This window comes from Vreelandella venusta, assembly GCF_007989605.1.
GTDB lineage: Bacteria > Pseudomonadota > Gammaproteobacteria > Pseudomonadales > Halomonadaceae > Vreelandella > Vreelandella venusta.
The window spans coordinates 241,144-257,572 of sequence record NZ_BJUL01000006.1; the positions used below are offsets into that span (position 1 = coordinate 241,144).

General features: G+C 52.2%; 17 protein-coding genes. 3 read left to right on the forward strand and 14 right to left on the reverse strand.

Annotated features, from left to right (window positions below):
* Positions 1-220: 220 nt before the first annotated feature.
* The 4 genes from HVE01_RS09160 to HVE01_RS09170 form a co-directional block, all read right to left on the reverse strand.
* On the reverse strand, positions 221-1,276 hold the full coding sequence (locus HVE01_RS09160) for a GGDEF domain-containing protein (RefSeq protein ID WP_146943682.1): 1,056 nt from the start codon (positions 1,274-1,276) through the stop codon (positions 221-223).
* Between the two features lie 98 nt (positions 1,277-1,374).
* Positions 1,375-1,887 carry a hypothetical protein gene (locus HVE01_RS09165; RefSeq protein WP_146943684.1) on the reverse strand — a complete coding sequence of 171 codons (513 nt, stop codon included), beginning with the start codon at positions 1,885-1,887 and terminating at the stop codon, positions 1,375-1,377.
* Between the two features lie 182 nt (positions 1,888-2,069).
* Complete coding sequence (gene ccoM, locus HVE01_RS20115) at positions 2,070-2,195, reverse strand: cytochrome c oxidase subunit CcoM (RefSeq protein ID WP_267900570.1); 126 nt, start codon at positions 2,193-2,195, stop codon at positions 2,070-2,072.
* Between the two features lie 147 nt (positions 2,196-2,342).
* Positions 2,343-2,861, reverse strand: coding sequence for an FKBP-type peptidyl-prolyl cis-trans isomerase (locus HVE01_RS09170; protein WP_146943686.1), 519 nt, complete (start codon positions 2,859-2,861; stop codon positions 2,343-2,345).
* A 118-nt stretch (positions 2,862-2,979) separates the two neighbouring features.
* On the opposite strand from HVE01_RS09170, the gene HVE01_RS09175 reads away from it, so the two are divergent.
* On the forward strand, positions 2,980-4,350 hold the full coding sequence (locus HVE01_RS09175; RefSeq protein ID WP_146943688.1) for an AmpG family muropeptide MFS transporter: 1,371 nt from the start codon (positions 2,980-2,982) through the stop codon (positions 4,348-4,350).
* A 2-nt stretch (positions 4,351-4,352) separates the two neighbouring features.
* Here HVE01_RS09175 and HVE01_RS09180 read toward each other — a convergent pair whose 3' ends face one another.
* A complete protein-coding gene (locus HVE01_RS09180) occupies positions 4,353-6,173 on the reverse strand; it encodes an SEC-C domain-containing protein (protein WP_146943690.1) in 1,821 nt (606 codons plus the stop codon).
* A gap of 82 nt (positions 6,174-6,255) precedes the next feature.
* Complete coding sequence (locus HVE01_RS09185; RefSeq protein ID WP_146943692.1) at positions 6,256-7,503, reverse strand: ABC1 kinase family protein; 1,248 nt, start codon at positions 7,501-7,503, stop codon at positions 6,256-6,258.
* Positions 7,504-7,695: 192 nt separating this feature from the next.
* Between HVE01_RS09185 and HVE01_RS09190 the strand changes: the two genes are divergently transcribed.
* Positions 7,696-9,612, forward strand: a complete 1,917-nt coding sequence (locus HVE01_RS09190; protein WP_146943694.1) for a DNA topoisomerase III — start codon at positions 7,696-7,698, stop codon at positions 9,610-9,612.
* Positions 9,613-9,725: 113 nt separating this feature from the next.
* Here the strand turns inward: HVE01_RS09190 and HVE01_RS09195 are convergent, their stop codons facing one another.
* Positions 9,726-10,631: a LysR substrate-binding domain-containing protein gene (locus HVE01_RS09195; protein WP_146943696.1), complete on the reverse strand. Its 906-nt coding sequence runs from the start codon at positions 10,629-10,631 to the stop codon at positions 9,726-9,728.
* A 122-nt stretch (positions 10,632-10,753) separates the two neighbouring features.
* Here HVE01_RS09195 and HVE01_RS09200 point away from each other — a divergent pair, with 122 nt between their 5' ends.
* Positions 10,754-11,455, forward strand: a complete 702-nt coding sequence (locus HVE01_RS09200; protein ID WP_146943698.1) for an FMN-dependent NADH-azoreductase — start codon at positions 10,754-10,756, stop codon at positions 11,453-11,455.
* 129 nt (positions 11,456-11,584) lie between these two features.
* Here HVE01_RS09200 and HVE01_RS09205 read toward each other — a convergent pair whose 3' ends face one another.
* The 7 genes from HVE01_RS09205 to HVE01_RS09235 all read right to left on the reverse strand — a co-directional run.
* The gene (locus HVE01_RS09205; protein WP_089038558.1) at positions 11,585-12,304 is read right to left on the reverse strand and encodes a ZIP family metal transporter; all 720 of its coding nucleotides are present in this window, start codon (positions 12,302-12,304) and stop codon (positions 11,585-11,587) included.
* Positions 12,305-12,368: 64 nt separating this feature from the next.
* Positions 12,369-12,857, reverse strand: coding sequence for a VOC family protein (locus HVE01_RS09210; RefSeq protein ID WP_146943700.1), 489 nt, complete (start codon positions 12,855-12,857; stop codon positions 12,369-12,371).
* A gap of 144 nt (positions 12,858-13,001) precedes the next feature.
* Positions 13,002-13,793 carry a type I methionyl aminopeptidase gene (gene map / locus HVE01_RS09215; RefSeq protein ID WP_146943703.1) on the reverse strand — a complete coding sequence of 264 codons (792 nt, stop codon included), beginning with the start codon at positions 13,791-13,793 and terminating at the stop codon, positions 13,002-13,004.
* Entirely contained in the window at positions 13,786-13,992 is a 207-nt protein-coding gene (locus HVE01_RS09220; protein WP_125748691.1) for a ParD-like family protein, read from the reverse strand. The genes map and HVE01_RS09220 overlap by 8 nt, the downstream gene beginning before the upstream one ends.
* A 177-nt stretch (positions 13,993-14,169) precedes the next feature.
* Positions 14,170-15,384: a winged helix-turn-helix domain-containing protein gene (locus HVE01_RS09225; RefSeq protein ID WP_146943705.1), complete on the reverse strand. Its 1,215-nt coding sequence runs from the start codon at positions 15,382-15,384 to the stop codon at positions 14,170-14,172.
* A gap of 91 nt (positions 15,385-15,475) precedes the next feature.
* Entirely contained in the window at positions 15,476-15,880 is a 405-nt protein-coding gene (locus HVE01_RS09230) for a DUF1801 domain-containing protein (protein WP_146943706.1), read from the reverse strand.
* 82 nt (positions 15,881-15,962) lie between these two features.
* Positions 15,963-16,429: O-methyltransferase (locus HVE01_RS09235; protein WP_146943708.1), on the reverse strand; the 467-nt coding region annotated here is incomplete at its 5' end.

Below are 16,429 nucleotides of genomic sequence, written 5' to 3' on the forward strand. Positions count from 1 at the left end.
CAAGCCCTAAGCTTGCTAGCACTTGACGTCGTGAACGCCGTTTATTCAGCAGGGAATCGGCTTCATTGCTCATATCAGCACTCCGGATTAATCGCTAGAAAGGTTATGAAACACTGTTTTAAAAACAATCCTAGCCTCGAAGCGCACAGCAAACTACTGACTGAGCGCCACTTTCCCATTGTTTACTTTTTTTAACCACACTCAGCGCTTTGTGGAAACATTATGCAGTTGTACTAATTTGCCAACCATTACGGCCAGCGCTCTTTACTCGGTAAAGCGCTTTATCAGCAGCTTTATAGGCATCTGAAAGGGTGGCTTCCCCGGCGATAAAGCGCGCGGCACCAATACTCAAGGTTACCCTTTCATTGTGCGGATGCGTGGGGTGTTTGAAAGCAGCCTGCTCTAAAACAGACGTCAATTGATCACAGTAGCGAATCAACAGCGTGTCATCATCACAAGGCAAAACTGCGGCAAACTCATCTCCCCCTAATCGGTACAGTTTTGCCTCTGCTCCCAGTACATATTTCAACAGACTGGCTAGGCGCCGTAACAGTTGATCTCCCTCTGGGTGCCCCAATGAATCGTTGTACTGCTTAAAGAAGTCGATATCGACCAAGATTACAGCAAGCACAGCCCCTTCTTTGGCAACGACATCCTGATGCAACGCACTGCGGTTACCTATCCCCGTCAGCGGATCGCGCATCGCTTGTTGCATCCAAGCGATGGTTTGCTTAGTGGCGCGCTCTGTACGCCGTAACTGACGCTCATGCATTACCCAAAACAGCAGCCCTAGCGCAAAAATCACCATGCTCGAATAGGTAAGGATCTGATTATATCGCCGAGTGCTTTCAGAAAACTCGTTAATTGCCATACCGCGTAGGTCGAGTTGGCTCATCTCAATGCTCGTTAAACAGCCAATTGGGCCCAACAGTTCAGCCGCGGCATCAAACGGTGTCACAGAAGTTTCTTTAAGGCGCTCAGTTAGTAGATTTAAGGTTTGTAAACTCGGCTGGGTACAGCTATACCTTTGACGATACACCTCGACATCAATTAATCCATAGGCAAGATCGAGATTAAGCCTAACCGCTTGTCGCTGCTCATCATCCAAGGGCTGCCCGCTTAACAAATGTTGCTGAGCAAGCTGTAAATATCCCCGTGACCGGGTAGCTAACTGCTGCCCTGTCAAATTGCCTGTCTGGCTGAAGTAAGCCTGTATTTCTGGGTATACCCAGCGCGCCTCATAAACAATAATCACCATTAATGCCATAAAACTCATAAGGCTCAATGATAACCACGTTACATAGCGACGCTTCCTAGTTAAAGGAGCTGGCACTGGCAATGGCACAGCAGGTGGAGAAGGCGGCGGCTCAATGATCACCAACGGGCCTCAATACTTCGAATCATCCATATCCAGTCGTTGAATTCACGTAGGCTCTTGATATCACGCTGATCATTATAAGCCTGATCAACCAGTCGCAATGGCCCCCGAGAACGCAATGTCAGTGGCTCTCCATCCTCTGCCGTGACCATTAACCACTTCGGATCATCCCAGCCACCTAACGTCACTTCGTAACCATCCCATGTCGTAAAGTGCAATGCGGGAGGAACTTCGCCAAACTGGTGTATGAGAAAGCGACGAAATTCAAGCCCATGCATTTCTACTTCTCGGCCTTGAAAAGGATCAAATACTGGCGAGTTAACCGTAGATTGTTGGCGCAACTCGTTAAGCGCGAGTGCAGTGTGTTTTTCACCATTAATGACGTTTAATGCGTGAGCATAGACCGGCACTGATAGCCAGCTAAGTAATAGTAGAATACAGGCAACACTTGCTTTGGGATAATGATGAGCGCAACAGCGTATGGCAACGATTGAACTAGCAGCATTCATGGCAAATGGCTTCCTTGCGGTACAATGCCTTATTGTACAACCAGGTACTTTACCAGACGATTAACTCGAATACTCGAAAACATAGTTTTAATTAATAAAAAAGCCGACCCAAATGGGCCGGCAACAGGAAGCTCGCTGTTAAAAGCAAACTCCCTCCCCTGACGACTGTCACCATAACGGCGTTAATGCTTTTTGCGCTCATCCTTACGGAGATGGTCGCGCACAATAAAGCCTACCCAACCAATCATAAAAGCAATCATTAACGCGACAGTAACTAGACCAAAAATAACAGCATCATCCCAGTACATGGTGATCCCCTCCTGCCGTGATGTATGACGCCATCCTAGTGCGTTAATCGCGGCAGGAAGCTGACCTGGGTCAAGCTTTTCAGCGGGGTTATTTGCGGCCCATCAGGAACTTGATATGGGTCATTTTTTAGCGCTCAAAACTAACCGCTAAAGCACTTTTCGATCTTCTACTTTGCTGTGCTCGGTTCCCGGCGGTAGAGGATGGCCTTTAGCCAGCTCTGCGCGAGTTGCTTCACGCACCTCCAGCACGTTGACTTGGTAGCGAAGCGTATGGCCTGCCAGCGGATGATTTGTATCGACCGTTACCATGTCCCCATCAATACTCATCACCGTGACAATTTGCGGGCCTGCTTCACCTTCTGTTTGGAAACGGCTACCGGGTTCAAGCGCTGCGCTGCCAAACGATGCACGACTCACCTGTTGCACCAAGTCTTCATTACGGATGCCATAGGCATCAGCAGGTGCCAGCGTGACACGCAGCTCATCTCCAGCGGCTTTATCTTCTAGCGCGCTCTCTAAACCAGGCAAAATATTATCGTGCCCATGAAGGTACTCTAAGGGCTTATCACGCGCATTGGAGTCATCTAATACGCGGGTACTGCCATCGCTAAGCACATCGCTTAACACGTAGTGTAAAGTGACTACTTGATGGGCTGTAATCGACATTGAAAACTCCTCTCCGGTAAGCTATCGGCTTTGTCATGGATATCAGGCCTAGTTTACCACTGAGCAGTTTTTAGCGGGTCTCGATGCAGACGTTTTCTTTCCTGGAGTGTTAACCAATATGCCCACCCCAACTCCCCAGCGCAGCTGGCTGGATGCGCTTGGTATTTACTGTCGTGCGCCTGTCATCACCATGCTGTTTCTAGGTTTTTCTGCAGGCTTACCTTTTTTGCTGGTGTTTTCCACGTTGTCTGCATGGCTACGCAGTGACGGCGTTGAAGTGGCCGCCATTGGCTTCTTCGCTTGGATTGGCATGCTCTACTCAATCAAGTTTTTTTGGGCGCCTATCGTTGACCGACTTGCCCTGCCGATCTTAACCCACACGTTTGGTCAGCGGCGTGGCTGGATGCTGCTTGCCCAGGGGATGATTGCGGCAGGATTGATTGGCTTGGCGGGAGTCAGTCCAGTAGGCAACCTAGGCTGGGTAGCCGCCTTTGCGCTGCTGGTCGCCTTTGGCTCGGCCACCCAGGATATTGCCATTGACGCGTATCGCATCGAATCCGCCGATGACGATGTACAAGCAGCGATGGCCTCTACTTACATTATCGGTTACCGGGGGGGGCTGTTAGCGGCAGGTGCAGGAGCGCTGTATGTGGCATCGGCGATTTCCTGGAACGCAGCGTACCTGTGTATGGCGGCGCTTGTGGGCATTGGCGTACTCACCGTACTGATTCGTCCAGAACCAAAGCGCGCATCGCTGACGGTTCAGCTCATTCACGAACCCAAGGTACGCGCCTTCATTCGTGCCAGCCGTGGCCAACCGAAAGTTTTACGACGTCTAGGGGCTTGGGTGATTGGTGCCATTGTGTGCCCTTTCACCGACTTCTTCCGCCGCTACGGGGTGAAGGCGTTGGGCATTTTAGTGTTTATCGCAGTGTTCCGGATTAGCGACCTTGCCATGGCCTCTATGGCAAATCCGCTCTACATCGATTTAGGCTTTTCGCTGGCCACTATCGCCAACGTGACCAATATTTTTGGTATTGCCATGAGTATAACGGGGGGCATTCTTGGCGGCTTGCTGGTTGCTCGCTACGGTATTGGGCCACTGCTGATCATTGGTGCAGGTTTTGTCATGTTGACCAATCTGCTGTTTGCCGCATTAGCGTTGATAGGTAACCAACTCCCCATGTTGGTCGTCACTATTATTGGCGATAATCTTGCCAATGGCTTAGCCAGCGCCGTCTTTATTGCGTTTCTTTCCAGCTTAACCTCGCGTGCTTATACCGCCACCCAATACGCACTGTTTTCGTCGCTGATGACGTTACCAGGGAAGTTTCTGAGCGGTTTTGGCGGGCTGGTCGTCACGGCTCAGGGGTACGCCACCTTCTTCGTAGTGGCTACCCTGCTCGGCTTACCCGCCATTCTGCTAGCTATCTGGATCAGCCGAGATAAGCAGCTGGTGCCTACCCCAGTGATTGCAGAAGCAAAATAAAGCTATCGGTGGTCAGCCAACCACGCCAGCGCACCTGGCGTGGTGCGCCACTGGTCACGCATCAAGGTACGATATTGCCACGCTTCCGCACGGGAGCCAGGATCAACTTGCCCATCCGCATGAGGCATTGAAGGTCGCGGGTTCTCGGCACATAACAGCTCAAGCGCATAGCGGTTATGACTGATCACATCTGCCAGTGCAGCTTCCGCAGCATCGTGCTTTTCCAAGCGATACAGCGCCAGCGTACGGCCCATTAATAGCCCCAACTCTAATGAGCCATCGTCTTTTTGGGGCTCATCCGTAAGCGCTAGCGCTTCTTCATTGCGGTCATCACGCAGCAATTGGTCGAGTACCAGCTCTCTTAAGCCAAGGCTATCTTCCTGGTCTATGGCTAACAGCTCTTCGGCTAACTCGCGGGAGTGCTGGCGCGCTCCGCGTTCCATACCAACTACCAGTGCAAGACCGGTTCTCAGCAGCATGGCGTTATCGGCATCATCCCAACACAGGTTGCCATCACCTGCCGCACGGGCCTGTTCAAGCCAGCGAGAAAGACGCAGTGCTAGTGGTTCCAACAGGCTCGGCGCCATCCACGGTAGGCTGCCAAAGCGGCTGGTCAGTGCTAGCGTTACATCTTGCACTACCTGGGGCGCATCCAACCATTCTGGGTGGGCACATAGTTCAGACATCCACTCTATCGCGTTGCCCCACGGGTCATCGCGAAAGCCCAAGGCGATCTCTTCATCGACCATGACTTGAAACTGTTCGTGCCAAGCCGCAAACAGGGTTTCTTCACGAGCAGTGGTGGTGTAGTGCAACCTACCGGAATCGGCATCTTGCTTAATGGTAAGCTTCGGTGCGACAGGGAGTGCCGCCAACAGCGCCTGTAGCGATACCAGCGGCGTTGCCATATCTTCTTCGGCGCTCAACAACTGGTCGGCCAAAGTGGCACCAGGATTTTCAGCCAGCGCGGCCAGGAATTCGAGCTGCTCTTCATCTAAGTCGCCCTGGCGAACCAAACGACGGTACCAGAAGTTAGCACGCTCTTTAGCCTCGGCTTCATGACCTTCATGCAGCAGCAACATGGCTTCAATGTAAGCGAGCGTCGGTGAATCCGGGAGCGCCTGCTGGGCTTTTACGAACGCAGCGCGGGCGCTGTCCAAGTCGTCGTTATCCAGGTGCATTAGGCACAACCGCTCAAGCGCCACGCCGCGCAAAAACAGCGGGCCACGCTCCATAACATCATCGAGCAGATCAGCACGCTTACGGGTAAAGCCACGTTCTTGATAGATATCTAACAGAATTTCAAATGCAGGCTCAGCCTGCTCCGGCAGCCGCGACCAATCACTGCCGTCGAACAGTGACTCAAGAATCTGCATTGAACGACCGGTTTGACCACTTTCAGCAGCAATTAATCCGGCTTCTAATAATGCCTGGGCAGGTGCTTGCTGGCTTTCCAGCGCCGCTTTCAGCGTAGCGCCTTTCCACTCACGCAGGGAAAGCATCCACATCATCTGCTCAGGAATATCCGTGGGGAAGTCAACGCGGTAGCAGCACTGTTTGAATTTACGCCCTGAATCACACCAGCAAGGCTCGTTACGCCCTGGAGTAGCCAACGGCTCATTAGCAAAATTCAGCCGCTCCAGCGGCGTTTGCGACCATAAAATAGGCGCAAGCGCCTGGGCAGTCGCCACATCGCCATTAAACGAATCTGCGCCTTCGGCACGTACCCAGGTCATAAAATCGGGGTAGTGTTCCTGTTTCCTAATTGCCGAGAGTGCCCCAGAGGCAAATCCCAGCAGTTGATCGACCCATACCGCCAGCATTGCCGTCTCCACTGTCTTCAAAACGCGATTGAAAAGCGCAATAGTCTAGCATGACAGGCGGCGCTCCCGCAGCGGCAATTAGTTAGCGACTACGCGCCCAGGCTAGCAGTGGCTCGGTGCGGCTATGCATATCAAGACGCGCTTGCAGACGTACTAAGTTCCAGTAGTGCCCATTCAGTGCCCGAGAAAGCAGTAAGGTATCCGCAGGCGGTTGCAGGCGATCCATGGCAGCCCACACTTTTGGTGTTAACTCACGCAGTCGGCGGTGTACCCGCACGTCGCTGAAGTCCTGCTCGCCAGGTAAGAATAGTGGTGACACGCACTCAGCGGATTCTCGATAAAGCGCCAGCGGCGCGCCCTGCCCCTGGCGGCCGCCCATTTTCATTAACGCCTCATCCATGGCCATCGGGTCTTGCGCCAGAGTGGCATCTAATAGCTGCATCATGGCTTTTAGGCGCGCTTCGGGCACGGGAATTACTGCACCAAAATCGTAGATGATCAGGCGACCGTCCGCATCCGCCGCGAAGTTACCGGCGTGTGGGTCGGCATGCAGCTCACCGTAGGTAAACAGCTCCTCGGTAATCCAATCAGCCAACGCCACGGCCACTTTCTGACGAGTGCCATCATCGGTGTTTTCTAAATTCCGCAGCGGTGTACCGTCTACAAAGCGCATAGCCAAGACATGCTGGCCAGATAACTCAAACAGTGGTTCGGGTATGACCAACCGAGGATTATCCTGATACCGTTCGCGATAGCGAGCCAGCGCCCGTGCTTCGGCGTGATAATCCAACTCTTCACGCAGCCCCGCCGCTAACTCTTCAAACAGCGCATCCAAACGCGCTTGAGGCACTTTGAACCAGCGGCCCAAGCTCATGATCCGCCTGACCTGCTTCAGATCGCTTTCCAACACATCCGCAAGCCCAGGGTACTGCACTTTCAGCACCACGGTTTCACCTGCATGGGTGACCGCTTTATGCACCTGCCCCATGGAAGCACTGGCAAACGGGCGCTCCTCTATATCGCTAAAGTACTGATCAATATTGCCGTATTGCAGTACCAACGCTTCACGGATACGCGGCCAAGGCATTGGCTCTGCTTGACGCTGCAAGCGAGCAAGCTCATTAGCCAAGTCGGGGGGCAGCAGGTCATCCCACTGGGACATAATTTGCGCCAGCTTCATGGCCGGGCCTTTCAGCTCCGAAAGCCCTTCAAACAGCGCTTCACCCAGCGCCCGCCAATCCGCTTGGCCGCCTAGACGAGTTTTCAGCAGCGCCCCGCCCGTGCGGGCACCCAGCCCCAATAAACGTCGTGTTCTACCGCGCTCGCGCATGGAAACCGCCTCATTAATTGCTTTTTGACAGCTTACTCAATTCGTTAATTTTATACAAAAACTATACACAATAATAAATTCATCCATTTACAAAACAACTCACTAGCCACCTAACACACAAGCTAGACGCTAACCTGCTGCGGGTTCTGCTAAGATGGCAGCTTGTTGTTATCAGACAGGGCTAGACACTGTATGCGCTTGATTATCGCCGAGAAACCCAGTCTTGCACGGGCCATAGCCGACGCGCTGCCCGGCAACGCAAAACGCCAGGATGGCGCTATGGTCTGCGGCGACACCACCGTCACTTGGTGCCTAGGCCACTTACTAGAACAAGCCCCGCCCGAAGCTTACGACCCTGTCGATAAACAGTGGCGCCTGGATCGGCTGCCCATTGTGCCGCAGCAGTGGAAACTGATGCCGCGCCCCAAGGCACGCGGGCAACTGGCAGTGATTCGCAAGCTGATTAAGCAGGCCACTAGCGTTGTGCACGCCGGCGATCCCGACCGCGAAGGCCAGCTACTGGTGCAGGAAGTGATCGAGTACATGAAGTATCGCGGCCCTGTTCAGAGGCTGCTGATCAGCGACCTTAACAAACCCGCCGTGAGCCGAGCACTTGCCAAGCTGCGCTCCAATGCGGAATACCAGCCGCTGTTTCAAGCGGCCCAGGCGCGCTCGCGTGCTGACTGGCTTTACGGTATTAATTTAACCCGCGCCTGGACACTCACCGGCCGCCAAGCGGGACATGATGGCGTGCTTTCCGTTGGCCGTGTGCAAACACCGGTACTCGGATTGATCGTGCGCCGCGACAATGCCATTCGTGATTTCAAGCCTCACCCGTTTTACCCGCTATGGGTGGATGTGCAGGTGGCCCAGGGCCAGCTGCGCGCCTGGTGGGCTCCCAAAGCGCCCCAGCCTTTAGATGAACAAGGGCGGCTGATCGATCGCACCCCCGCTGATGCCTTAGCAGCGCAACTTCCCGGCGCACGGGGCACCCTAACCATGCTCGATCAACAGGAAAAGCGCCAAGCGCCGCCGCTACCCTATTCGCTTTCCGCGTTACAAGTAGACGCCGCGCGTCGCCACGGGCTCTCCGCCCAAATGGTGCTGGATATTTGCCAGCGGCTTTATGAACAGCATAAGCTAATTACCTACCCCCGCTCCGACTGTCGCTACCTGCCCGAAGAGCATCTAGCGCTGGCTCAGGGTAGTTTAAGTAGCGCCTGCCAGAACGATGCTACGCTGCGTCAATGGCTGAGCGGTGCTGACTTTTCCTTGCGCTCAAAAGCCTGGAACGACAAACAGGTGGGCGCACACCATGCCCTAGCACCCACTGGTAAGCCCGCGGACTTTAGCCAACTTTCCGCCACTGAAGGCCATGTGTTGCGGTTAATTGTGCGTAATGTGATGGCGCAGTTTTATCGGCCGCTGCGCACCTTTGATGTGAAAGCAGAGTTCACCCTGCTGGATGAAGCGTTTCGTGCCCGTGGCCAGAGCATTCTTGATCACGGTTGGAAGCCACTCTTCACCACCCGCGACGAAACTCCACCACTGCCGCCGCTTACCCAGGGGGAAGCCTGCCAAGCGCTTGGCGCAGGCGTTGAGGAGAAACAAACCCGCCCGCCGGAACCGTTCACCGATGCCAGCTTGATTAAAGCGATGATGAACATTGGCCGCTACGTAGATGACCCTAACGTGCGTCGCACGCTACGTGACACCGATGGCCTTGGCACCGAAGCAACCCGCGCAGGTATTATTGAAACGCTGGTGCAGCGTGGCTACTTGGTGCGCCAGCAAAAAGCCCTGCGTGCCACCAAGCTTGGCTGTGCGCTGATTGCCGCCTTGCCCAGCGCCGTAAGCACGCCAGAACGCACCGCCTTGTGGGAGCAGCGGCTTCGGGCGATCTCAGAACAGCAGGATGACCCCGGCGCGTTTCAGCAAGCACTCCTGGATGATCTACGGGGCCTGCTCACCCACAGCGATGCCGCCAAGCTGAGACACAGCCTACAAACCGCTCAAGGTGAAGCCGGAGGCCCGGCAAAACGCTCAGCCAAGCCAAGAAAAAGTTATTCGAAAAGGAAAAGTACCGGGGCCAGGAAGAAGATGAGCTGATGAGCATTTAATCAATGCGCAGCGCTTAACTTGTGTTGAACAGCCAGCAGGCAGCTTAGCGTTATTTGTAGTTACCACAGGCAAGATAACGGTATAAAATTTATTCCATTATCTCAGTCCGATAACGAGCACAGCCCACCCGGCACTGCCAATACCCAATCACGAATAGCCAGAACCGTCGGATCATGCCGTCGGCTTTCAGGGTAAACCAAAAAGAACGGTTTGCCTTCAAATTCCGGGCCAAAGGGCTGCACCAAGCGCCCTTCCTCCAACTCATCTTGAATCAACTGACGACTCATCAGCGCCACACCCTGCGCACCAACGGCGGCCGAAATAACGTGGGTTTCATCAGAAAAAACCAACCCGGCACTTACGTCCAGTCCAGGAACTTTTGCCAACTTCTGCCAAACGCTCCAATCCAGTGGCGAAGACACCGCCCCTGGACTGCGGAAATGGATAAGCGAGTGCCCAGGTAGCTGCGCTATATCGTGCAAGCCTAGGTAGGGACTACACGCCGGGATAAAGGTGTTATCCAACAGTTTCTCTGCTACCAACCCAGGCCAACGGCCATCGCCATAACGAACGGCAAGGTCCGCCGTCACCCCGTCCAGAGCAACCGGCTCATGTGTCGCGTGGATACGCAGATCAATATCGGGATGCGCATCACGCAGCATACATACCCAAGGTAGCAACCAGCGCACCGCAATAGCTGGCGTTGTAGACAGCGTAATGGTTTGGCGAACAGGTACAGCGCTTAATCGCTCGACCGCACTACTGATACTGTCAAAGGCTGTTTCCAGCACTTGCTGCAGCTCACGGCCCTGAGATGTCAGCTCCAACTGACGCGGCTTACGCAGAAAGAGAGGGACACCCAGCGCCTCTTCAAGCCCCCGGACCTGATGACTAATAGCGGTAGCGGTAACCGACAGCTCTTGTGCAGCCTGCTTGGCGCTTTCATGGCGAGCAGCCGCTTCAAAAGCGCGAAGCGACGAAAGAGAGGGCAGCCGACGATGACCCATAAATGAATTCACCTCATCTATAACAGCAAGAAAAGATCGTTTGTTTGGGCTTATATGACCAGACTAAGCTGAGCCCGTTGTTAATCATAGATGAGTTCAGCTCAGATTAGGAGGCTATTACCATGGCACATATACTGCACATAGACGCTAGCGCTCGGCCCGGTATTGCTGGAAAAGATAACCACGGCTCTCACAGCCGCCATTTGACCCATCAGTTTGTCAGTCAGTGGCAATTTGGCCGACCGCAAGACACGCTCACCTATCGCGATATAGGCCAAAACCCGCCATCTATTATTAGCCATGACTGGATTGCGTCTGCCTTCACCCCCGCAGAGCGTCGAGAAAACTGGATGGAGAAGGCACTGACAGAGAGCGATCAACTGATTGATGAATTAATTGCCGCTGATATTGTGGTGATTGGAACGCCGCTCTACAACTTCGGTATGCCTGCTGCCCTGAAAGCTTGGATTGACCAAGTCGTGCGGCCCGGTCGAACAGTCGATATCGATGAGTCGAATCAGATCGAACCCTATATACCTAAGCTCGCAGATCGAGAGAGGCATGCTGTTGTTCTTACCGCCAGGGGCGGAATAGGCTTCGACCCAGGTGGTGAGATGGCTCATATGAATCATTTGGAACCAAATCTAGCCACAGCGCTTGGCTTTATTGGCATTACCCGTGTCCACTACATCGCTATCGAAGGCCAGGAGGTTGGTGGCGAGCTGCTAGCGGCCTCGGTGAATAAGGCGTTAGCCAAGGTTGCAGCTCTGGTAGAGGCGTTACAGGAAACGATGGATGTCACTCCACTTGCCTCACCGGCCTAAATATCAAGTGAAGTAGAACGCTGCCAAGCGCTGTTTTGTGCTTCCCACATCAATGAGGCTGGCTATTATTTGTTAGCTTTCCGTACCCGTGATCAACACGCGCTTGGTCATGGGTAATAGCTGACTATATTAGCCACCGGCAATCATCATATTACCGACTAAACCGAGCAAAAAGCCTGTAACTGCCCCCACTGCGGGCATGCTTTTATGTGCAAGCTTAGATTCTGGTGCAATATCCTGGAAAACTAAGTAAAGAATTCCCGCACTAGCAAACAGCATTAAAGCGCCCATCAACTCCTCATACTGAGACAGCAAATAATACCCTGTGGCGGCAGAGGCAGGACCTACTAACGCTAAACCGCTAAAAGCCAGCACAATTTTATTTGCTGAGAGTTGAGAGTTACTACTTAACTCCTCAAAGGCATTAAACCCTTCCGGTAAGTTTTGCAAAACCATCAGCAACGCCAACAAAAAGCCAGCACTTCCTCCCGAGGCAAAGGCCGCTCCTAAAGCAATGGCTTCGGGAACAAAATCAGAAAGCATTGCGACCAGTTGACCAACAGAACTGTTCAGCCTACTTAAAAAAGTATCCAACAGATAGAAACACACTCCTCCCGCAGCAAAACACAGCGCCGCGAATACAGGAGAAAGCTTGCCCGCCCCTTCAGGGACTAGCACCAAAGCGACTGCCGATATAAGCGCTCCCCCGCCAAAAGCAACAATAAAATGCCGCCATGCAGTACCTAAGAAATAGGGATGCACAAGATCAAGTCGAGCAAGCAATGCCCCCGTGGGCATTGCCGCACCAGCCAGCAATGATAATAATAAGATATAGGTAATTTCAGTCATTGATATTGGCTATCACTTTTCTTAAAGACCTCGATTTTCCAGCCATTCGATCGGCCTTGCAAACTCATCGCCCCTTAAGCGCCGCCTCAATCTCAGCAATGTCGATTTTTTTCATTTGCATCATCGCATCAAATGCACGCTTAGCGGTGTTAGGGTCGGGATTGGTAATCGCGTTCATTAGTACCGCTGGTGTTATCTGCCAAGATATACCCCATTTATCCTTACACCAGCCGCAGGCACTTTCTTCACCACCGTTGCTAACAATGGCATGCCAATAGTGATCCGTTTCGGCTTGATCATTCGTTGAGACTTGAAAAGAGAACGACTCATTGTGTGTGATCGCAGCTCCACCGTTAAGCCCAAGGCACGGAATGCCCATCACGGAAAACTCAACGGTTAATACATCCCCTTGTTTACCTGTGGGAAAGTCTCCCGGCGCATAATGAACAGCCTTGACGAACGAATCGGGAAAGGTATCCGCGTAAAAGCGTGCAGCCTCTTCCGCGCCACCATCGTACCAAAGGCAAATAGTGTTCTTTGCAAAGCTTGTCATGAGGATTCTCCAAGTTATGCGGACCTAATTGCACCTAGGTTTTCAGCTTAACGCATCTGATCTGCTTCGCCAGAGAGGATTTAAGAGGGTGAAATGCAGTGGCGAATGGTGAGTGGTGAGTGGTGAGTGGTGAGTGGTGAACAGTTATTGGCTAATGGCAGTAGGGATAGTTTCGTCGTCGCGAAGTGTTAGCACTTCGAAACCGGATGAGGTGACAGCAATGGTGTGCTCCCACTGTGCAGACAACTTCTTGTCACTGGTAACCACTGTCCAACCATCTTTTTTGGTTTTTATCTTTGCTTTCCCCTGGTTAACCATCGGTTCTATGGTAAACACCATCCCCTCTTGTAAAGTCAGCCCTTTATCCTTCTTCCCATAGTGCAACACCTGGGGCTCTTCGTGCATTTCTCGGCCAATTCCATGCCCACAATACTCACGAACGATAGAGTAGCCCTGTTTTTCAGCATATTGCTGAATCGCGTAGCCTACATCACCTAACGTTGCGCCAGGCTTAACCGCGTGTATCCCTTGCCACATGGACTCGTAGGTTTTATCAACCAGTCGCTTGGCATAAGGCTTTACATCTCCAAGAAGGTACATCTTGCTTGAATCTGCGATAAATCCGCCCTTCTCTAAGGTAATATCGACATTAACGATATCGCCAAGCTTAAGTTTTTGCGTTTCAGATGGAATGCCATGACAAACTACATGGTTAACTGACGCGTTTAACACATACTGATAGCCATACTGGCCCTTGCTGGCAGGACGTGCCTGTAAATGATCAACGATATAACGCTCAGCCCAATGGTTAATATCCATCGTGGAGATACCGGGCACTATTTGTTTATCGAGATAACTGAAAACTGAGGCGAGTAGCCGCCCAGCCTCGCGCATTACGCGCAGTTCCTCTGCACTTTTCAGCGTTACCTTAGCCACCAATCACCTTCCTTAAATCGACATCGGCTTGCTGCATTTGGTCACGCATAATTTCAGAGAAGGTCATGCTCGGATTAGCCTCCGCGAGCATCCCGACTTTTATCCAATATTCAGCCTGCGCATTGATGGAACGCACCATCACCGAACTAGCCCTGCGTACGTCTTCGTGTAGCTGATCATTAATTTTCACGATTCCCATAGCGCTCTCTCAGAATATACAAAACGAATATGAAACATATATGAATCATATATCAATCAACGTTGAGCGACAAGCTTCCCTGCCATTAGCGCAGCAGATCCCACCCATGCAGAGCGCCGGGTTAGCCGGGTTTGGCAGTAACGTTATTGAGGCATAGCGAGCTACTTAATTCTCGCCTTATCCCAGCGCTTGAAGCGCACGGCGCAAATGCTGGGCTAGATGGTTAGGGTGAACATTAGTCAACGACACAGAATCACACTGCTGGAAATGACAAAACTGTGTAATGGCTTCCACAAAAGCCGTGGCGACGAGACATTCATCAAACCTATGTGGTTCAAAATGTAAAAACTTGATCTCTAAATGGCGTTTTTTTCGATGGACTTTACAATCCATTCGCCCAATAAAGGCATCGCGATAAAGTAGCGGCAGGCAAAAATAGCCATACTGACGTTTGGCTTCGGGCACATAGCATTCCAATTGATAGTCATATTGAAAAAGCGCCTTGAGCCGTTCGCGCTGAATAACACTGTTATCGAACGGAGAGAGAATCAGCAGCCGGTTTTTCAATCGGGGTAACGGGCGTTCAAGCGCTCCAGCTTCCACGACAAAGACCTCGCCACTGCTTACCTTTACGCTTTCTAACGTTCCCTGCGCTAACCGTTCGTTTACCAGATTCCTCACTGCATTGCGCAGCTCAGGATTACGCCGCAGATAGGTAAAGCCTTTGAGTGTTGCCAACCCATGGCAGCGGAGTTGCTGGTCGACCATGTGCGTCGCAAACTCTTCCACGCTGGGCATTTGCGTATTGATATGAGATGGAAGTACCCGCTCGGTTAGATCGTAGGTTTTTTGAAAGCCTTCGCGGTCGCTGACCATCAGGTCGCCCTGCATATACAGCTGTTCCAGCGCTTTTTTGGCAGGCTTCCAGTCCCACCAGCCTGAGCGTTTCGTAGCCGTGTTTTCCAAATCTCGAGAGCGCAGCGGGCCATCTGATTCTATGCGAGCCAATAGCTCGCTCATTAGCTTTTTGTCAGGGTTTCTGAACCAGTGCGTTTGGCCACTTTTGATGGTGTGTTTGTAGGGTAACGAAAAACGAAAATCATCGATAGGTAAAAAAGCAGCCGCATGGGCCCAATATTCAAAGATGTCTCTATTGATCAACAGCTGATGGATCATGTCTGGTTCAAACCCAGGCACTCGCGAGTGAACCACATGGTGATGAGCTCGCTCGACCACGGATATAGTGTCGATCTGAACATACCCCAGGTGATTAATCGCGGTACGAGTTCCAGCCAAACCGCGCCCGAACGGCTGAACTTGCAGCAACCCTTGCGCAGCCAGGGCAATGCGACGTAGGCGCGCCAGCGCTTGCGGACGTTCAATTTCAATCATCGTCGTACTTGCCTCAACGCTCGCCATAAACTGCGCGAAAGACAAGCGCCTGACGACCGTACTTAGTCATTTAATGCATTCTACTCAACAGCTACACACCGAGAAGAGGCAAATGCTTAAGCCTGTGATACTTCAGAGCCAACTCGATGCAATGCCCTAATGGGGATTGCTCAATATTCATGCCCAAAGGGATCACAATAGCGCGCTTGCCTTCATACTCAAATTCACTGTGATATCTCTCTTTGAACGTTTCAATCAAACGCGTTTGGCAGTGAAAAAATACCTTAATCGCATCTGGGTCTTTCGCTTTCCAATCGATGCGAATGGTCGAGCCTCCTTTGACAAGGTAACTCGCCTCTCCCCATTTGAGCACTTCTTCGACATCGCCCAACGCATCTTCAGCCGCTCTTGTCAGAATAAGTTGCCGCACACGCTCAAGCTGTCGCCGGGCACTTATCGGATAGGTTTCAAACTTAGCCTGAACAGCTGGATTCATGATGATCTTTCCAAGAAATTAACGACATTTAGCATAAACGTTTATTTATTAACTCAGTTGTCTATGCTCAATGGTTCAAGCATCATACTGCCCGCGTTGCCATAAATTGACCATTGCCGACTGGCACTGTGCACGTGGCGAAATCAGGGTCTGCCGACACCAGTTCTATAAAAGCCGCCATTTCATCAGCATGAGAAGTGGCATTATCCACCACCAGAAGCCCACCACCTTTCAAGACCCGCTTAATATGCGGCCACCACGGCACATACTCAGAACGATTAGAGTCGAGAAAGAGCAGATCGAACGAAGAATCCTCCACGCTTTCCAGCACCCCGCCAGCCTCACATTGAAGCGATGTAATGTAGTCAGAAAGACCCGAGCGCTCAAAATTCGTGGCTGCCAGATCGAACTTGTATTCGGCAAGCTCTACCGTCGTGACGTGCCCACCAATCTTCTGAGCTGCCTGGGCAAACCACAAAGTGGAATAGCCATTAGAGGTACCAATCTCCAGCACTCGTTTTGCGTCCGTGGCTTGGGTAAGTACTGCAA